This is a genomic window from Streptomyces sp. NPDC001822, from assembly GCF_042892135.1.
GTDB lineage: Bacteria > Actinomycetota > Actinomycetes > Streptomycetales > Streptomycetaceae > Streptomyces.
The window spans coordinates 520,628-536,182 of record NZ_JBIATW010000004.1; the positions used below are offsets into that span (position 1 = coordinate 520,628).

The 15,555-nt window shown below is 71.8% G+C and carries 13 protein-coding genes; 7 read left to right on the top strand and 6 right to left on the bottom strand.

Annotated elements, in window-relative coordinates:
• Positions 1-12 precede the first annotated feature (12 nt).
• Positions 13-477 (bottom strand): hypothetical protein, encoded by a 465-nt coding sequence (locus tag ACFYY2_RS13300; protein ID WP_388741266.1) that lies wholly within the window; start codon positions 475-477, stop codon positions 13-15.
• 508 nt (positions 478-985) lie between these two features.
• Between ACFYY2_RS13300 and ACFYY2_RS13305 the strand changes: the two genes are divergently transcribed.
• Genes ACFYY2_RS13305 through ACFYY2_RS13320 form a run of 4 tightly spaced genes read left to right on the top strand, consistent with a single transcriptional unit; the run spans position 986 to position 5,254 of the window.
• A complete protein-coding gene (locus tag ACFYY2_RS13305; protein WP_388741268.1) occupies positions 986-3,781 on the top strand; it encodes a nitrate- and nitrite sensing domain-containing protein in 2,796 nt (931 codons plus the stop codon).
• Positions 3,778-4,221: a roadblock/LC7 domain-containing protein gene (locus ACFYY2_RS13310; protein ID WP_388741270.1), complete on the top strand. Its 444-nt coding sequence runs from the start codon at positions 3,778-3,780 to the stop codon at positions 4,219-4,221. The genes ACFYY2_RS13305 and ACFYY2_RS13310 overlap by 4 nt, the downstream gene beginning before the upstream one ends.
• A 9-nt stretch (positions 4,222-4,230) precedes the next feature.
• Entirely contained in the window at positions 4,231-4,668 is a 438-nt protein-coding gene (locus tag ACFYY2_RS13315; RefSeq protein ID WP_388741273.1) for a DUF742 domain-containing protein, read from the top strand.
• A complete protein-coding gene (locus ACFYY2_RS13320) occupies positions 4,649-5,254 on the top strand; it encodes an ATP/GTP-binding protein (protein ID WP_388741275.1) in 606 nt (201 codons plus the stop codon). The genes ACFYY2_RS13315 and ACFYY2_RS13320 overlap by 20 nt, the downstream gene beginning before the upstream one ends.
• 140 nt (positions 5,255-5,394) lie before the next feature.
• Here ACFYY2_RS13320 and ACFYY2_RS13325 read toward each other — a convergent pair whose 3' ends face one another.
• Together ACFYY2_RS13325 and ACFYY2_RS13330 are read right to left on the bottom strand one after the other, a co-directional pair.
• Positions 5,395-5,742, bottom strand: a complete 348-nt coding sequence (locus ACFYY2_RS13325) for an Mpo1-like protein (RefSeq protein WP_388741277.1) — start codon at positions 5,740-5,742, stop codon at positions 5,395-5,397.
• A 121-nt stretch (positions 5,743-5,863) separates the two neighbouring features.
• Complete coding sequence (locus ACFYY2_RS13330; RefSeq protein ID WP_388741280.1) at positions 5,864-6,670, bottom strand: M15 family metallopeptidase; 807 nt, start codon at positions 6,668-6,670, stop codon at positions 5,864-5,866.
• Between the two features lie 60 nt (positions 6,671-6,730).
• Here ACFYY2_RS13330 and ACFYY2_RS13335 point away from each other — a divergent pair, with 60 nt between their 5' ends.
• On the top strand, positions 6,731-7,228 hold the full coding sequence (locus tag ACFYY2_RS13335) for an NUDIX domain-containing protein (protein ID WP_388741282.1): 498 nt from the start codon (positions 6,731-6,733) through the stop codon (positions 7,226-7,228).
• A gap of 21 nt (positions 7,229-7,249) precedes the next feature.
• Here the strand turns inward: ACFYY2_RS13335 and ACFYY2_RS13340 are convergent, their stop codons facing one another.
• A complete protein-coding gene (locus ACFYY2_RS13340) occupies positions 7,250-9,619 on the bottom strand; it encodes a glycoside hydrolase family 31 protein (protein ID WP_388741285.1) in 2,370 nt (789 codons plus the stop codon).
• A 221-nt stretch (positions 9,620-9,840) separates the two neighbouring features.
• Between ACFYY2_RS13340 and ACFYY2_RS13345 the strand changes: the two genes are divergently transcribed.
• Both ACFYY2_RS13345 and ACFYY2_RS13350 read left to right on the top strand, forming a co-directional pair.
• Positions 9,841-11,817, top strand: a complete 1,977-nt coding sequence (locus ACFYY2_RS13345; RefSeq protein WP_388741287.1) for an acetoacetate--CoA ligase — start codon at positions 9,841-9,843, stop codon at positions 11,815-11,817.
• 77 nt (positions 11,818-11,894) lie between these two features.
• Positions 11,895-12,809 (top strand): hypothetical protein, encoded by a 915-nt coding sequence (locus ACFYY2_RS13350; RefSeq protein WP_388741290.1) that lies wholly within the window; start codon positions 11,895-11,897, stop codon positions 12,807-12,809.
• 74 nt (positions 12,810-12,883) lie between these two features.
• Here ACFYY2_RS13350 and ptsP read toward each other — a convergent pair whose 3' ends face one another.
• Positions 12,884-14,554, bottom strand: coding sequence for a phosphoenolpyruvate--protein phosphotransferase (ptsP, locus tag ACFYY2_RS13355; protein ID WP_388741292.1), 1,671 nt, complete (start codon positions 14,552-14,554; stop codon positions 12,884-12,886).
• A 76-nt stretch (positions 14,555-14,630) separates the two neighbouring features.
• A complete protein-coding gene (locus tag ACFYY2_RS13360; RefSeq protein ID WP_388741294.1) occupies positions 14,631-15,080 on the bottom strand; it encodes a PTS glucose transporter subunit IIA in 450 nt (149 codons plus the stop codon).
• Positions 15,081-15,555: the final 475 nt, after the last annotated feature.

Consider the following 15,555-nt stretch of genomic DNA (forward strand, 5'->3'; position numbering starts at 1 on the left):
CCGGGGCGCCGGTCAGGCCCGGGAGAGCCGGCCGTCGCCCCTCCGCCGTATCCGGTCCTCCCTGCGTATCCGCGCCTTGGCCGCACGCCGGGCCGCCCGGCGCTCCCTGCGCATGCGGCGGGCCGTGCTGGCGGGCAGGGAGACCACTCCGTTGCGCTGGTTCCAGACCTGCCGGGTCACCCAGACGTCCAGCACCGACCAGGTGGCGACCACCGTGCCCGCCACACCGGTCAGCACCATCGGGAAGGCGAGCCAGGATCCGGCCAGGGTGCACAGGAAGGCCACCATGGCCAGAATGACCGTCAACGACATGATCAGGACGGCGCGCACGGCTGCCGTGCGCACAGGGTCGGGCATCCTCCGCCGTATCGCCGGCTCCTCCACCCACAGCTGTCGCGGGACCGTGCCGTCCGCCCCCGCGGACGCCGCCCCGGGTTGTTCCGACGGCGCTGCCCCCCGGCGCTCTTCCGTGTCCAAGGACCTTCAACTCCCCACCGCAGTCCGACTCAGGGGTGGCTGCCCGGCCGGCGCCCGTTCTACGCGGGCGAGGCCCGCTCGCCTGTCGCACGCACCCCCGTGAGGTCCTTCTGCCCCGTACATCTGGACGAACGCCGGGACGTGAAGATTCCCGTCGTGCACCCCATCCGGCGCCGAAAGGTCACGGAACGAAGAATTCCAGCCAACTGCCGTGTGCGGATGCACCGTCTCCGGCCAGGGCTTCTCTGTCGCTTTCGCGAATTTCTTCGCCGGGAATACCGGGACAACTGGTCAGTAAATCAAGCCCGTTCGGCCGGAAAGCACCCGGACACGTCTTCGAGTTACCCACAAGTCAGTAGTAGGCTCGCGCCGTTTGTTGACGGAACACCGGCGCATGCCCGGCGGACCGCGGCAGGAGCACGGGCCGACCGGCAGAACAGGGAACACGGCACCAACCGGAACACCGACACGACCACCCCCGTCACGCGGGGCCGAGCTGGGGGAGGCCATGCGCTTTCGCGGGAAGTCCATCCGCAGGAAGATCGTGGCGTTGCTCCTGGTGCCGCTCGCCTCCCTCACCGGCCTGTGGGTCTTCGCCACCTACGTCACCGGGCGCGAGGCCAACGAGCTGATGGGCGCCGGTGCCATCGTGGAGAAGATCGGGCACCCCCTCGAGGACACCATCCGCGCCGTCCAGGACGAACGGCGGCAGACCCTCGTCTACCTCGCCGACCCGCGGGCCTCGGACGCCCTCCCCCTGCTGCGCCGTCAGCGCGCGGCGACCGACCGGATCGTGGCCGGCGTCCGGCTCAGCGCCCAGAGCAAGGACGTCCGCGACAAGCTCAGCCCCGAGTCCGAGGCCCGGCTCGAGTCGATCCTCGGTGAGGTCGACGGGCTGGACGCGCTGCGCGGTTCGGTGGAGAAGCGCACCATCGACCGCACCAGGGCGCTCGACTTCTACAACGGCCTCGTCGACCCCTGCTACCGCTTCCTGAACGGTCTCCACCAGGTGGAGAACGTCTCGATGGACAAGCAGGTCCGCGCCCTGGTCGGCGTGTCCCGTGCCCGCGAGATGCTTTCCCGCGAGGACGCACTGGTCGCCTCGGGTCTCGTCGCCGGCCGGCTCGGCGCCCCGGAACTGCGCGTCGTCTCCGACCTCGTCGCCAGCCGTACGCTCCTGTACGACGTCAACCTCGAACTCCTGCCGGAGAGCGAGCGTGCGCGCATGGAGCAGTACTGGAACAGCCCCGACTCCGAGTCCCTGCGCACCGCCGAGCAGAAACTCATCGCCGCGGGCCCCTTCACCAGGCCGGGTGCCGTCGACGTCGAACGCTGGCAGGAGGCCGCACCGCCGGCGCTGGAGCACCTGGCCAACGACGGCACGGAGATGTCCAACCGCTTCCAGGACCGCGCCGAACCCGCCGGCTACCGCGTCCTGATCCGGGCCGGTGTCGCCGGTGTCCTGGGCTTCGTCGCGCTCCTCGTCTCGGTCTTCGTCTCCGTGCGGGTGGGGCGCGAACTCATCCGCGACCTCTCCCGCCTCCGCAAGGACGCCCACGAGGTGTCCGGGGTGCGGCTGCCCAGCGTGATGCGGCGGCTCGCCGCCGGCGAGCACGTCGACGTCGAGACCGAGGCTCCGCACCTCAGCTACGAACGCGACGAGATAGGCCAGGTCGGCCAGGCGCTCAACACCCTGCAGCGGGCCGCCGTCGAGGCCGCGGTCAAGCAGGCGGACATGCGCCGGGGCGTCTCCGAGGTCTTCGTCAACCTCGCCCGCCGCAACCAGGTGCTCCTGCACCGTCAGCTGACGCTCCTGGACACCATGGAGCGGCGTACGGAGAGCGGTGACGAGCTCGCCGACCTCTTCCGCCTCGACCACCTCACCACCCGCATGCGCCGGCACGCGGAAGGCCTCGTGATCCTGTCCGGGGCGGCCCCGTCCCGGCAGTGGCGCAAGCCCATCCAGCTCATGGACGTCGTACGGGCGGCGGTCGCCGAGGTGGAGGACTACGAACGGATCGAGGTCAGGCGCCTGCCCCGCATCGGTGTGGGCGGCCCTGCCGTCGCCGACCTGACCCACCTCATCGCGGAACTGCTGGAGAACGCCACGGTGTTCTCGCCCCCGCACACCGCGGTCCAGGTGCACGGCGAACGAGTGGCCAACGGCTTCACGCTGGAGATCCACGACCGCGGGCTCGGGATGGCGCCCGAGATCCTCCTGGACGCCAACCTGCGGCTCGCCGAGACACCCGAATTCGAGCTGTCCGACACCGACCGGCTCGGCCTCTTCGTCGTCAGCCGGCTCGCGCAGCGGCAGAACGTCAGGGTGTCGCTCCAGACATCGCCGTACGGGGGGACCACCGCCGTCGTCTTCATCCCGTCACCGCTGCTGACCGACGCCCCGGACACCCACGGCACCGGCTTCCGCCTCGACCGCCGGTCAGAGAAGGCGCTCGGCAGCGGCCGGCCCGGTGCCCGCGTGCCCGGCAGCGACAAGGCCCGCAGGGACGGGACAGCCGACGAGAACATCCCCGGCAGGCCCGGCGGACTCGCGCCCGTGCCCACGGGGCTCACGGACCCCTCGGTCCTCGACGGTCCCATCGAACTCGACGGCCCGGTGGGCGCACTCGAACTCGCCGACGACCCGGCCCTCGACCGGGCCCTCGATCCGGCACTCGGTCCCGTGCTGGACGGCGTGTCCGACCTGGAGGACACCGAGAGCGAGCGGGGCGGCATCTTCAGGGCCCGCGACCTGCGCCGGGACTCCGACCGCGAACAGCACCAGCAGGCGTCCGACGCCACGGAGGAACGCTCCGCCGACGTGCGGCCGATGAGGCCCGCCGGACCGGTCCCGCTGCCCCGCCGCAAGCCGCCGACGCTCGTCGCGGACCAGGGGCGCAGGGTCGGCCAGGCCGGCCGTCCCCACCCCGCGGCCCCCGACGCCTTCACGGCCGCCCCGGACCCCCGAACCCCGGGCGGTGCAGGTGCCCCCGCGGACACAGGGACCCGGGAACGCCCTGGGACCGCCCCGCGGCCGGTCGCGCCGGACACCGTGGGCGGGCTCCCGCGAAGGATCCGGCAGGCCAGCCTCGCCCCACAGCTCCGGGAGGACTCCGCAGCGCGGGCCCCCGGCACCGTCCCCGCCGAGACCGACGACGACCTCGATCGTGACGCGGACGACGTACGCAATCGCATGGCTTCGCTTCAACGCGGCTGGCAGCGCGGCCGTCGGCAGAACGCCGAGGACGTGGCCGGCCACGGCGAGACAGCACCAGGAACCACTCCGGGAGGGGACGGTCGATGACCGCACCGAACGCCGCAGCACACAACGCCGCACGCCAGGGCTCCGGCGAGCTCAACTGGCTCCTCGACGAGCTCGTCGAGCGCGTCGCGAGCATCCGCAAGGCGCTGGTCCTCTCCAGCGACGGTCTCGCCACCGGCACGTCGCTGGACCTCACCCGAGAGGACAGCGAGCATCTGGCGGCCGTCGCCTCCGGGTTCCACAGCCTCGCCAAGGGGGTCGGCCGGCACTTCGAGGCGGGCCGGGTGCGGCAGACCGTCGTCGAACTCGACGAGGCCTTCCTCTTCGTCACGGCCGCCGGCGACGGCAGCTGTCTCGCCGTCCTGGCCGACGCGGACTCCGACGTGGGCCAGGTCGCGTACGAGATGACCCTCATGGTCAAGCGCGTGGGCGCCCACCTGGCCAACGCCCCCCGGACCACCGGTATGCCCGCCGGAGGGTGAGGGCAGGGCATGAGCGCCGACTCCGTCCGGGACGCCGCGTCCGGAAGACCGTCCGCACACGCCGGAGCGGACGACTCGCGCTGGTACGACGCCGACGCGGGGCCGGTGGTCCGGCCCTACGCGATGACCCGGGGACGTACCAGCAGCGCCACCCGTCACCGTCTCGACCTCATCGCGATCGTCGTCCCCGAACCGGCGGCCGACGATCCCGGCCGGGACCAGACGCTCTCCCCGGAGCACGTGGAGATCGTCGAACTGTGCAGCGACATGCCCCAGTCCATCGCCGAGCTCGCCTCCGGTCTCGACCTCCCCGTCGGGGTGGTCCGGGTCCTGGTCGGTGATCTCGTCGAGGACGAACTGGTGCACGTCACCCGTCCCGTTCCACCGGCCGAGCTGCCGGACGTGAACATTCTCCGCGAGGTGATCAATGGCCTTCGGGCGCTCTAGCCGCGCAAAGCGGCCCGTCGAGCCCGTCACCCTGAAAATACTGGTCGCGGGCGGCTTCGGAGTGGGCAAGACGACCCTCGTGGGGGCGGTCAGCGAGATCAGACCCCTGCGCACGGAGGAGCGGCTGAGCGAGGCGGGCAGGCCCGTCGACGACGTCTCCGGGGTCGAGAGCAAGAACACCACCACGGTGGCCATGGACTTCGGCCGCATCACCCTGCGGGAGGACCTTGTCCTCTACCTCTTCGGCACGCCCGGGCAGGACCGCTTCTGGTTCCTGTGGGACGAACTGGCCCAGGGAGCCCTGGGCGCGGTCGTCCTCGCGGACACCCGCAGGCTGGAGGACTGCTTCGCCGCGGTCGACTACTTCGAGCGCCGCGACATCCCGTTCACGGTGGCCGTCAACCTCTTCGAGGGCGCCGGGCAGTTCCCCACCGAGACCGTGCGGGCGGCGCTGGACCTCGACCCCGGGGTGCCCGTGCTGCTCTGCGACGCACGCGACCGGTCCTCCGTACGCGACGTACTGGTCGCCGTCGTCGAGCACGCCCTGGCCCGCGCCGACCAGCTCCGGGAACCCGCCGGCACGTGACACCGGGCGACCGCGCGGAACGCGGCCCGCACCCCCGCCGACCGGGGTACGGGCCGCGCGTGCGGTGCGGCCCCGCAGCGGGCGTGGGAGGAGTCTTCACCCGGGGTGACGCACCGTCAACCCCCAGCACCCGGCGGTCGTCAGGCGTGCTCGGCGAGCCACTTGGAGGCGGTCTCCGCCAGTTCCGCGTCACGGCCCGCCAGCATCATCCCGATCATCTGCGCATCGCCCCGGAGCGACCACGCCGGGTGCCCGAAGGTCGCCGGATTGTTCTTCTCGATGAGGAAGTGCGCCGGCCACGCCGTGCCGTACCCGATCAGCGGCAGCGCCACGGCGTAGCGCTTCCGGCCCCGGGCCAGACCGTAGGCGGTGATCGCCAGGCCGGTCAGCGTCCCGGTCAGATGGACCCACCGGGTCGCCGCCCTGGAGTGCATGGCGACGTAGTAGGGCCAGAACTCTTCATACGAACCGAACGTCTGCTGAGACATGAAGGCACCGTAACGGCTCAGGCGGCAACCGGATACGGCAGTTCCGCGTCCGTCAACAAGAACGGGCGGCCGGAGCCCACGGGGGTGGTCCCGGTCGCCCGTTCCTCACGCGGGGCGGCCGTCAGCGGCCTGCGACGGAGCGCCTGGCCACCGGGAAGTCGAAATAGGTGTCGGGGAAGAGTTCGGGCTTGTAGGTGAAGTGCCACCACTCCTCGGCCAGGTTCACGAAGCCCAGGCCGGTGAGCGTGCTCCGCAGGAACTGCCGGTTCGCGCGCTGGGCCCCCTGGACGCGAGGATCGTCCGTGTGCGACAGGGTGTCGAAGCAGTCGTAGCCCGTACCCATGTCCACCGAGTTGTCCGGGAAGCGCTCGTCCTTCGGGCCGTAGCAGGGAGTCAGGTCCTCGCCCGGCTCGTACGGCCGGGTCGGCAGCGCCGGCAGCTTCACGAGCGTGAGGTCGACCGTGCTGCCCCGGCTGTGACCGGACTTCTCCGCGATGTAACCGTCCTCGAACAGGCGCGTCTTGTCGACCAGCGGGTAGAACTCGCCCTTCATCCCCTGGTCGTCGAGGTCCTTCGCCCAGCGCACGAAGTGGTCCACGGCCCGCTGCGGCCGGTAGCAGTCGTAGACCTTGAGCGAGTAGCCCTTGCGCAGCAGGCTCCGCTGGGCGGTCCGAAGGGCACGGGCCGCGGGGCGGGTGAGGATGCAGACGGCCTGGCGGTAGCCGTCCACCGGCTCGCCCATGAAGTTGTGCGCGGTGGTGTAGCGCATCTCCGTGATGATCGTCGGATCGACGGAGCGGAGGTCGACGAACTCCCGAGGAGCCCTGGGCTCGGGTGAGGCCGACGCGACGGGTGCGGCGGCCGCCACGGCGAGCAGGGCGGAGCCGGCGGCGGTCAGGGCACGGAGAACACGAGCGATTCCTGTCATGGGCACACCGTCTATCAGCTTCGGGGCCGCAGGAGAAGGGTGATCGGATACAGTCCGCCCGTGAAGGACCCACACTGCGGCGTCTGCGGAGCCCTGTACCCCGCGGACACCTGGCCCCGCACCTGCACGGCCTGCGGCCGCACCGCCTACCGCAATCCGCTCCCCGTCGCCGTCGCGCTCCTGCCGGTCACCGCTCCGCACGGCACCGGCCTCGTCGTCATCACCCGCACCATCCCCCCGCACGTGGGCGGCATCGCGCTCCCCGGCGGCTTCATCGACCGGACCGAGGACTGGCGCCACGCCGTCGTGCGCGAACTCCGCGAGGAGACCGGCATCGCGGCCGACGAGGCGGACGTACGCCTCGCCGACGCCCTCAGCTCGCCGGACGGCCACCTGCTCCTCTTCGGGCTGCTCCCGGCCCGCCCGGCCGAAGAACTCCCGCCCTCCCGGCCGACCGATGAGACCACCGGACACCACGTGCTCCACGCACCGGACGAACTCGCCTTCCCGCTGCACACCGAGGCCGTGCGCTCCTGGTTCGCAGGCCGTTACCGATAGCCCGTCCCGCCGAGCGCCCCCCTACCGCCGGGCGGCGTCCGGCAGACCGCGCACCCGGACCGGATACGGCACCGACCCCTCCCCGCCGTCCCGCTCCACGACCACACGCCCGCCCGCCAGACGCGACGTGTACCGCTCCACCTCGGCCCGCTCCCACCCGTCACCCGCGTCCCGCACGACCACCCCCCGGCCGGTGCGCCCCGGGGGCGGCGCCCACACCTCGAGCTCCAGGCCCCCGCCCCCACCCCGCACCGGCATCACCGCGCCCGCCCGCGCCAGCACCGGGACGCGCGACAGCGGCGCGTCCAGCACCACCTGGCCCGGCCCCTCGTACGCCCGCCCCGTCGCCGTGTCGTACCACCGGCCCCTCGGCAGCCGGACCGCCCGGCGGACCGCGCCCTCCTCGAACACCGGCGCCACGAGCAGCGCGTCGCCCAGCAGGAACGCGTCCTCGCACGCCCGCAGCGCCCGGTCCCCGGAAGAGCTCCACCACAGGGGCCGCACATACGGAGCGCCCGTCAGGCGTGCCGTGTGCGCGAGCGTCACGAAGTACGGGTGCAGCCGCTCCCGCTCCTCCAGGACCCCCTTGGCGTGGGTCAGCACCTCCGGCCCGAACTCCCACGGCTCCCGCCGCCCCGCGCCGATCGCCGCGTGCGTGCGGAACAGCGGCATGTACGCCCCCAGCTGGAACCACCGCAGATAGAGCTCCGGCGACGGCGACCCGTCGAAGCCGCCGACGTCGGGCCCCGAGTACGGGACCCCGCACAGGCCCAGCCCCAGCACCAGCGCCAGAGACGCCCGCAGGCCCGGCCACCCCGTGGCCACGTCACCGGACCACGTACCGCCGTACCGCTGCATCCCCGCCCAGCCCGAACGCGAGAACAGGAACGGCCGTTCATCGGGCCGCAGCCGGCGCAGCCCCTCGTAGCCGGCCCTGGCCATCGTCAGGGCGTACACGTTGTGCGCCTCGCGGTGGTCCCCGCCCCGCCCCTCCAGCGCGTGCCGTGCCGAACGCGGCAGCGACGGATCCCCGAAGGCCGAGAAGGACACCGGCTCGTTCATGTCGTGCCACACCCCGGAGAAACCCTGCCCCAGCCGCTCCTCGTACAGCCCGCCCCACCACTCCCGCACCTGCGGATCGGTGAAGTCCGGGTACACGCACTCACCCGGCCACACCTCGCCGATCACCGGACGGCCCGACGGATCACGCACGAACGCGCCCTGCCCGCCGACCTCACCGCCGCTGACGAACACGGCGTCGTCCGGGGACGCCCGCACGGCCGGATCGACGATCGACACCAGGCGGACACCGTCCTCCCGCAGTTCCTTCGCCAGGGTCGGCAGCCCCGGGAACCGCTCCCGGTCGACGGTGAACACCCGGTGCCCGTCGTAGTGGTCGATGTCCAGGTGCAGCACCGAGAGCGGCAGGCCCCGTTCCCGGTACCCGGCGACGATCCGCCGCACCTCCTGTTCGCTGCCGAACCCCCACCGCGCGTGCTGCGGCCCCAGTGCCCACGACGGCGGCAGCGCCGGCGCACCCGTCAGCGCCGTCCAGCCCCGCAGCACCTTCGCGGGCGTTCCCACGACCACCCAGCAGCGCAGCGGACCGCCCTCCATCCGCACCTCGCACGCACCCGGCCGGTCGTGCCCGGAGCCCGCGCCCTCCCCGCCCTCCCGGAGCGTCACCCGGCCCGACCAGGAGTTGTCGTGGAAGGCCAGATGCGTCCCCGCGTCGGAGACCACCAACTGCACCGGCATCGTGAGGTACAGCGGATCGTCCCCGGGACCGAAACGGCCTCCGGGATCGGTGTTCCACAAGCGGTACGTGCCCTCCCGCAGTCTCGGACCGCCGGCCCGCCCGCCCAGTCCGAAGAAGCACGCGTCGGCGGGCACCTCCGACTTCTGCACCCACCGGGCCGGGCCCCCCGCCACCGGCTCCCACCACCGCGGCGGCAGGTCACGGCGAAGCACCACACCGCCGGGCGTCCGCAGTTCCACCGCACCGTGCCGCGACACGGCGACGGTCAGCCGCTCCGACACCACCTGCCAGCCGCCGTCCTTGTCCGGCTCCAGCCGCGCCCGCCCGTCCGGCTCCGGCGCGTCCCCCGGCAGGGCGTACGACGGCAGCGGCCCCGCCCCGTCCCACGACCAGAACACCGCACCGCCCACCGCCACCCGCACCCGCAGTTCCGAGCGCGCGAACCGCACCACGCCACCGCCCGGCCCCGGCTCCGCACTGACCAGGAGGCCGGGCACGCGGGCCCGCTCCGCACCGCGCGGTGCCAGCGCCCGCGCGTCCGCGCGCCGACGGCGCCACGCCGAGCGCACCGTGCGCATCCCCTGCACAGAACCGACCATTTTCACCGAGCGCACCAGGTCACGACCATCCATGCGGGTCACCCTGCCATCCGCCGGGACCTGAGAGTGCTCCGTTCAGCTTCCGTTCACCTGTGGCCCCACCACACACCCGGACACGCAACCATGGCCGGTTGGCCCTGGTGCGCGACACGATCACATGGCATCGTCCATCAGTGCCGTTCACGCGCACACCCCAGCCCGTGCGCGCGACGCACGCACACCCCGCGTACACCCCGAAATTCCAGGGAGCCTCCATGACCTCAGCAGCCGGCGACGCCCCCCTCTGGCAGCCCGGGCCCGAGCGCGTCGAGGCCGCCGCCGTCACCCGCTTCCAGCGCTGGGCGGCCGAACACCACGGCGCTCCCGCCGACGGCGGTTACGCGGCCCTGCACCGCTGGTCGGTCGATGAGCTCGACACGTTCTGGGCGGCCGTCGCCGACTGGTTCGACGTACGCTTCTCCACCCCCTTCGAAACCGTCCTCGGAGACCGCACCATGCCCGGCGCGCGGTGGTTCCCCGGCGCCACCCTCAACTACGCCGAGCACGCCCTGCGCACCGCCGACGACCCGCTCCGCGCCGACGCCCCCGCGCTGCTGTACGTCGACGAGACCCACACCCAGGTGTCCGTCAGCTGGCACGAACTCCGGCGCCAGGTGGGCTCGCTCGCGGCAGAACTGCGCGCCCTCGGGGTCCGCCCCGGTGACCGTGTCAGCGGATACCTGCCCAACATCCCCCAGGCCGTCGTCGCGTTCCTCGCCACCGCCGCCGTCGGCGGCGTCTGGACCTCGTGCGCCCCCGACTTCGGCGCCCGCAGCGTCCTGGACCGCTTCCAGCAGGTCGAACCCGTCGTCCTGTTCACCGTCGACGGCTACCGCTACGGCGGCAAGGAACACGACCGCACCACCACCGTCGCCGAACTGCGGGACGAACTGCCCACCCTGCGCGCCGTCGTCCACATCCCGCTGCTCGGCACACCCGCACCCGAGGGCACCCTCGAATGGTCGGCGCTCACCGCCGCCGCCACCGAACCCTCCTACGAGCAGGTCCCCTTCGAGCACCCGCTCTGGGTCCTCTACTCGTCGGGCACCACCGGACTGCCGAAGGCGATCGTCCAGTCCCAGGGCGGCATCCTGCTCGAACACTTCAAGCAGATCGGCCTGCACTGCGACCTCGGCCCCGACGACCGCTTCTTCTGGTACACCTCCACCGGGTGGATGATGTGGAACTTCCTCATCTCCGGCCTGCTCACCGGCACCACCGTCGTGCTCTACGACGGCAGCCCGGGCTTCCCGGACGTCGGCGCCCAGTGGCGCATCGCCGAGCAGACGGGCGCGACCCTCTTCGGTACCTCCGCCGCCTATGTCATGGCCTGCCGCAAGGCCGGCATCCACCCTGGCCGCGACCATGACCTCAGCCGCGTCCAGTGCGTCGCCACCACGGGCTCCCCGCTGCCGCCCGACGGCTTCCGCTGGCTCCACGACGAGGTCGCCGAGGACCTGTGGATCGCCTCGGTCAGCGGCGGGACCGACGTCTGCAGCTGCTTCGCGGGCGCGGTGCCCACCCTGCCCGTCCACATCGGCGAACTGCAGGCACCCTGCCTCGGCACCGACCTCCAGTCCTGGAACCCCGCCGGGGAACCGCTGACGGACGAGGTCGGCGAACTCGTCGTCACCGCACCCATGCCCTCCATGCCGGTCCGATTCTGGAACGACCCCGACGGCAGCCGCTACCACGACAGCTACTTCGACATGTACCCCGGAGTCTGGCGCCACGGCGACTGGATCACCCTCACCGACCGGGGCTCGGTCGTCATCCACGGCCGCTCGGACTCCACCCTCAACAGGCAGGGTGTGCGCATGGGTTCCGCCGACATCTACGAGGCGGTCGAACGGCTCCCCGAGATCCGGGAATCGCTCGTCATCGGCATCGAGGAACCGGACGGCGGCTACTGGATGCCCCTCTTCGTGCACCTCACCGCCGGCGCCACGCTCGACGACGAACTCCGCGACAGCATCAAGCGCACCATCCGCGAGAACCTGTCCCCGCGCCATGTACCGGACGAGGTCATCGAAGTACCCGGCATCCCGCACACCCTCACCGGCAAGCGCATCGAGGTCCCGGTCAAGCGACTGCTCCAGGGCACCGCCCTGTCCAAGGCGGTCAACCCGGGCTCCGTCGACAACCTCGAACTGCTCCACTTCTACGAGGAGCTCGCCCGCGAACGCCGCTGAGCCCGCCGCGGCACGGACCGCTGTCAGTCCCCCTGGTTACGCTGAGTGAGCATCGACTACCGTGCACAGGGGGACTCATGACGCACACCGAGCAGTTCAAGCGCATCCGGCAACGCTCCGACACGTCCATGCGACGAGCGCTCCGCCGCGAAGCACCCAGTACGGTCGGCCTCCTGGTCGACCCCGAGGACTTCGCGGCGATGCGTCGCTACCGGAGCTTCACCTTCGACGACCACGACGTCTACCTGCGGCAGATCGAAGGACTCCTGCGTTCACTCGCGGCACAGGGCAAGCACACCACCGTCGCCCTCTTCGACCCCGAGGACTACGCCGCTTTCTGCGCCGAATCCGGCATCGACCCCGACGCGCACGCCAGCCGCAGCCGCTTCACCGCCGAGATCGCCGCCTCCGGCCCCACCGTGGAGTACACCGGCCAGCACATCGACACCCTGATCCCCGTCCTGGTCTCACGAGCCGCCCGCCGGGCGACCTGGGAGTACGCCACGATGCTGCTGGCCGGCCTCGGCGACTGTGCCGACTGCGGGCAGGACATCGGCAGAGCCGCCTTCGACCGGGCGTCGCACCTCCTGATGCGGCTCATGGACACCGCCGGCCCGGGCACCCACCACATCGTGTGCAGCACGCCGGCGCAGTCGGAACAGCTCCTCGCCGTCGTACGCACCTCGCAGGACGGTGAAGGCCCTGCCCTCCTCGACGCCTCGGAAGGAGCGGAGTTCGCCACCGTGCTCGCCGTCGGCGTCGCCCTCCGGACACCGGGCGGGGTCGTCCTGCGCACCACCGCGCCCGGCGCCCCGGACCGGGTGCACGGCTGGCGTCTGCAGCGCGGCAGCCTTCTCCCGCTCACGGAGGGGGAGGTCTTCAGCGCCTACTGCACGGACGCCGACACGGGCGAACCGGTCCCGCCCGAGCAGGGCGTCGAATACCGCGCCGGATTCGACCTCGGCGCCGACGAACCCGAGGCACACCACTGACGCGTGAAGGGGTCCCCACCGCCCACGATGGGAACCCCTTCACGACCCGGCCCGCACGAGCGAGCCGCGACACGTCACTCGCCCGACAGCACCGCCTGCGCCGCGAGGCGCGCCTCTTCGGCGGAGTCCGCCGCGCGCGCGGCCGACGCGGCGCGCTCGCACTGCGCGAGCGTGTGCTTCGCCAGCGTCGCCCGCACGTAGGGGATGGACGCGGCGCCCATCGACAGAGAGGTGACGCCCAGACCCGTCAGCACACAGGCCAGCAGCGGGTCCGACGCGGCCTCACCGCAGACACCGCAGCTCTTGCCCTCGGCCCTGGCGGCGTCGGCGGACAGGGCCACCAGGTCCAGCAGCGCCGGCTGCCACGGGTCCTGCAGCCGGGAGACGGCGCCCACTTGGCGGTCGGCGGCGAAGGTGTACTGCGCCAGGTCGTTGGTACCCAGCGAAAGGAATTCCACCTCCTGCAGGATCGACCGGGCCCGGAGTGCGGCGGACGGAATCTCCACCATCGCCCCGAACTTCGCCTGGAGACCGGCCTCACGGCACGCGTCGGCGAACGCCTTGGCATCCGCGCGGTCGGCGACCATCGGCGCCATGACCTCGAGATACACGGGCAGGCCCTCGGCCGCCCGCGCCAGCGCGGTCAGCTGGGTCCGCAGGACGTCCGGGTGGTCCAGCAGGCTGCGCAGACCGCGCACACCCAACGCGGGGTTCGGCTCGTCCGCCGGCGTGAGGAACTCCAGCGGCTTGTCCGCTCCCGCGTCCAGCACCCGCACGACGACACGGCCCTCGGGGAACGCCTCCAGCACCGCCCGGTACGCCGCGATCTGCTTCTCCTCGGAGGGAGCCTGCTTGCTGTCGTCCAGGAACAGGAACTCCGTCCGGAACAGACCCACACCCTCGGCGCCGGCCTCGACCGCCGCAGGCACGTCGCCGGGACCGCCGACGTTGGCGAGCAACGGCACCTTGTGACCGTCGGAGGTCGCACCGGGACCGGTCACCGCGGACAGAGCCGCCTTGCGTGCTGCGGAGGCGCTCTCCATCTCGGCGCGCTTCTCGGGGCTCGGCTCGACGAAGATCTCACCCGTGCTGCCGTCGACGGCGACGACCGTGCCCTCGGCGATCTCGCCCGCACCGGGAAGGGCCACGACGGCCGGAACACCGAGCGCACGAGCGAGAATCGCACTGTGGCTGGTCGGGCCGCCCTCCTCGGTGACGAAGCCGAGGACCAGCGTCGGGTCGAGCAGGGCCGTGTCCGCCGGAGCCAGGTCACGCGCGATCAGCACGTACGGCTCGTCGCTGTCCGGTACACCCGGCATCGGGACACCGAGCAGCCGCGCCACGATCCGGTTCCGCACATCGTCGAGGTCGGCGACCCGCCCCGCCAGGTACTCCCCGGCGTTGGCCAGCAGTGCCCTGTACGCCGCGAACGCGTCGTACACGCCGCGCTCGGCGGTGCTGCCGACAGCGATACGGCGCTCGACATCGGCGATGAGTTCGGGGTCCTGCGCCATCATGGCCTGGGCCTCGAGCACGTGCTGTGCCTCGCCCCCCGCCAGATTGCCGCGCGCGATGAGGTCGGCCGCGACGGCTTCCACGGCCTGACGCGCACGCCCCTGCTCGCGCTCCGCCTCCTCTGCCGGAATCTGCTTGGCCGGGGGCTCGAGAACCGCCGTGCCCATGTGCCTGACCTCGCCGATGGCCACACCGTGGCTCACGCCGACGCCTCGCAGCGTTGTCTCCATTTCACCCGTCTCCGGTCGAGCGGTGGCCGTGCCACCGCGGTTGTCGCCCAACTGGCCTGCTAGTGCGATGAGGCTGTCACTGCCAGCCGAACAGCGTGTCGCCGACCTTCACGTCGCCGTCCTCGCGTACCTCGGAGAGGGAATCGGCGGTCGCCTCCAGGGCGACGATCGGGCAGATCGCCGACTTGCCGGCGGCCTCCACGCCCGCCGGGTCCCAGCGCACGATGCCCTGGCCGCGGGTGACCGTGTCCCCCTTGTTGACGAGAAGCTCGAAGCCCTCACCGTTGAGCTGCACGGTGTCGATCCCGAGGTGGGTCAGCACTCCGTGCCCCTCGTCATCGACGACGACGAACGCGTGCGGGTGAAGGGACACGACGATTCCATCGACCGGCGAGACGGCCTCGGAGGGCTCGCGCACCGGATCGATGGCAGTACCGGGGCCGACCATCGCGCCGGAGAAGACGGGGTCGGGAACCGCGGTGAGCCCGATGACGCGGCCGGCGAGAGGGGACGTCACATTGGTCATGGAGAGCCTCCAGGGGGTGGGGATCCGTAGGTCGCCGCCGTGGCTGATGGAGGACGGCGTACAGATCAGCAGCGTAAGTCATATGAAGTCCCGGTTCCGCCCGAGAGCTACCGGTTGGCCGACCTGGGGGCGCCCGGGACGGGATTTGCCTCGCCCCCGCAGCGGCCTGTACTGTCGTACCCCTGCCTGACCCCATCGGGACTTCAAAGTCCGGGGCCGGCAGCGACTTCCAATCCCTGACTCTAACCCTGATTGTTTTTCCGCATGCCTGCGGGAGTGTGGTCAAGGGACAGGGAAAAGGCCTGGTAGAGTCGGACTCGCCGGAAAGGGAAACGCGAAAGCGAAGAACTGGAAAGCGGAAAAGTATTATCCCGCTTCGACCGGGAATCGGACACGAAAGAGTCTGATAGAGTCGGAAACGCAAGAACGAAGGGAAGCGCCCGGAGGGCCCCGGTGAAACGGGACCGAAGGAAGC

Excerpts from the sequence above, each read along its gene's own strand:
- ACFYY2_RS13305 (WP_388741268.1), top strand. The coding sequence starts at position 986 with ATGCGCTTTCGCGGGAAGTCCATCCGCAGGAAGATCGTGGCGTTGCTC.
- ACFYY2_RS13310 (WP_388741270.1), top strand. The coding sequence starts at position 3,778 with ATGACCGCACCGAACGCCGCAGCACACAACGCCGCACGCCAGGGCTCC.
- ACFYY2_RS13315 (WP_388741273.1), top strand. The coding sequence starts at position 4,231 with ATGAGCGCCGACTCCGTCCGGGACGCCGCGTCCGGAAGACCGTCCGCA.
- ACFYY2_RS13320 (WP_388741275.1), top strand. The coding sequence starts at position 4,649 with ATGGCCTTCGGGCGCTCTAGCCGCGCAAAGCGGCCCGTCGAGCCCGTC.
- ACFYY2_RS13325 (WP_388741277.1), bottom strand. The coding sequence starts at position 5,742 with ATGTCTCAGCAGACGTTCGGTTCGTATGAAGAGTTCTGGCCCTACTAC.
- ACFYY2_RS13330 (WP_388741280.1), bottom strand. The coding sequence starts at position 6,670 with ATGACAGGAATCGCTCGTGTTCTCCGTGCCCTGACCGCCGCCGGCTCC.
- ACFYY2_RS13340 (WP_388741285.1), bottom strand. The coding sequence starts at position 9,619 with ATGGATGGTCGTGACCTGGTGCGCTCGGTGAAAATGGTCGGTTCTGTG.
- ACFYY2_RS13345 (WP_388741287.1), top strand. The coding sequence starts at position 9,841 with ATGACCTCAGCAGCCGGCGACGCCCCCCTCTGGCAGCCCGGGCCCGAG.
- ACFYY2_RS13350 (WP_388741290.1), top strand. The coding sequence starts at position 11,895 with ATGACGCACACCGAGCAGTTCAAGCGCATCCGGCAACGCTCCGACACG.
- ptsP (WP_388741292.1), bottom strand. The coding sequence starts at position 14,554 with ATGGAGACAACGCTGCGAGGCGTCGGCGTGAGCCACGGTGTGGCCATC.
- ACFYY2_RS13360 (WP_388741294.1), bottom strand. The coding sequence starts at position 15,080 with ATGACCAATGTGACGTCCCCTCTCGCCGGCCGCGTCATCGGGCTCACC.